The sequence below is a fragment of the Dietzia sp. B44 genome, from assembly GCF_014145245.1.
Classification (GTDB): Bacteria; Actinomycetota; Actinomycetes; order Mycobacteriales; family Mycobacteriaceae; genus Dietzia; species Dietzia natronolimnaea.
In genome coordinates, this window is record NZ_JAALEF010000054.1 from 1 (window position 1) to 2161 (window position 2161).

General features: G+C 72.1%; 2 protein-coding genes. Both read left to right on the forward strand.

Annotated elements, in window-relative coordinates:
- The coding region (gene purN / locus G6017_RS02310) for a phosphoribosylglycinamide formyltransferase (protein ID WP_182615734.1) at positions 1 to 520 on the forward strand (520 nt) is incomplete at its 5' end.
- Positions 517 to 2085, forward strand: coding sequence for a bifunctional phosphoribosylaminoimidazolecarboxamide formyltransferase/IMP cyclohydrolase (gene purH / locus G6017_RS02315; protein ID WP_179525859.1), 1569 nt, complete (start codon positions 517 to 519; stop codon positions 2083 to 2085). The genes purN and purH, both read left to right, overlap by 4 nt.
- Positions 2086 to 2161: the final 76 nt, after the last annotated feature.

Sequence of the window (2161 nt, forward strand, 5' to 3'; positions counted from 1 at the left end):
CCCCTACCGGGTGGTCGGCCTGGTCTCCGATCGCCAGTGCGAGGCCGTGACCCGCGCCCGGGCCGCCGGACTGCCCACCGCGGTCGTCCGTCCGGCCGATCACCCCGACCGCCCGTCCTGGGACCGTGCGCTGACGGACGCGGTGCGCGGGTTCTCGCCGGACTGGGTCGTCTCCGCGGGCTTCATGCGCATCCTCGGCGAGGCGTTCCTCGGTGAGTTCGCCGGGCGCGTGGTCAACACCCATCCGGCCCTGCTGCCGTCCTTCCCCGGCGCCCACGCGGTGCGGGACGCGCTCGCCTACGGGGTGAGGGTCACGGGATGCACCGTCCACCTGGTCGACGCCGGGGTGGACACGGGCCCGGTGATCGCCCAGTGCGCGGTCGACGTCCTCCCCGACGACACCGAGTCGTCCCTCCACGAACGAATCAAGGTCGTCGAGCGCGAGCTGCTCGTCGACATCCTCGCGGCCGCCGCCCGTGGCCGACTCCACACCGAAGGTCGAAAGGTGCACCTATCGTGACCGACTCCCGCAGGCCCGTCCGCCGTGCGCTCATCAGCGTCTACGACAAGACCGGACTCGAGGATCTCGCGCGGGGTCTGGCGGCCGCCGACGTCGAGATCGTGTCAACCGGTTCCACCGCCCAGCGCATCGCGGCCGCGGGGGTCGCGGTGACGCCCGTCGAGGACCTGACCGGGTTCCCCGAATGCCTGGAGGGCCGGGTGAAGACCCTGCACCCGCGGGTGCACGCGGGCATCCTGGCCGACACGCGCAAGCCGGAACACCTCGAGCAGGTCGCGGAACTCGGTGTGCGTCCGTTCGAGCTCGTCGTCGTCAATCTCTATCCCTTCACAGACACCGTCGCCTCCGGCGCGGACTTCGACGCGTGCGTGGAGCAGATCGACATCGGTGGTCCGTCCATGGTCCGGGCGGCGGCCAAGAACCACCCGTCGGTCGCGGTGCTGGTGGACCCGGCCGGGTACGGCGAGGCCCTGGACGCGGTGGCCGCGGGCGGATTCCCGCTGGAGGAGCGCCGTCGGCTCGCCGCCGCCGCCTTCCGCCACACCGGTGCCTACGACGTCGCGGTGGCCACCTGGATGACGGAGCAGACCGCGACCCCCGCGGGGGACGGGGACGAGAGCTTTCCGGTGTGGCAGGGGCAGAGTCTCGACCTGGCCGCCACCCTGCGCTACGGAGAGAACCCGCACCAGGGCGCCGCCCTCTACACGGACTCCGCCGCGGCCCCCGGACTCGCTCAGGCCGAGCAGCTGCACGGCAAGGAGATGAGCTACAACAACTACGTCGACGGCGACGCCGCCTGGCGGTCCGCGTTCGACCACGCCGAGCCGTGCGTGGCGATCATCAAGCACGCGAACCCGTGCGGCATCGCGATCGACGCCGACATCGCCGCGGCCCACCGCGCCGCCCACGAGTGCGACCCCGTCAGCGCGTTCGGCGGGGTGATCGCCGCCAACCGCGAGGTGACCCTGGAGATGGCCGAGCAGGTGGCCGAGATCTTCACCGAGGTGATCATCGCGCCCTCCTACGCGGACGGTGCCGTGGAGATCCTGCAGCGGAAGAAGAACATCCGGATCCTCGAGGCGAACCCGCCGGCGCAGGGGGAGCTCGAGCGCAAGCAGATCTCCGGCGGCGTGCTGGTGCAGCAGCGCGATTCGTTGGACGCCGACGGCGACGTGACCGCGGGGTGGACCAAGGCGTGCGGCGACGACGCCGACGAGGCGACCCTGCGCGACCTGCTGTTCGCGTGGCGCGCCTGCCGGGCGGTCAAGTCCAACGCCATCCTGCTGGTCCAGTCCGGCGCCACCGTCGGAGTGGGCATGGGCCAGGTCAACCGTGTCGACTCGGCCCGGCTCGCGGTGCAGCGCGCGGGGGAGCGGGTGACCGGGGCCGTGGCGGCGTCGGACGCGTTCTTCCCGTTCGCCGACGGGCTCGAGGTGCTCGCCGAGGCCGGGGTGCGCGCGGTGGTGCAGCCGGGCGGGTCCGTCCGGGACGCAGAGGTGATCGAGGCCGCCGAGAAGGCCGGGATCACGATGTACTTCACCGGCGCCCGGCACTTCTTCCACTGAGTTCGACGGTACCGAGGTCGCAGATGGATCAGCAGGAGGCCGTGGCGCTGACCCCACGAGCCCAGGCCAAGGCCCA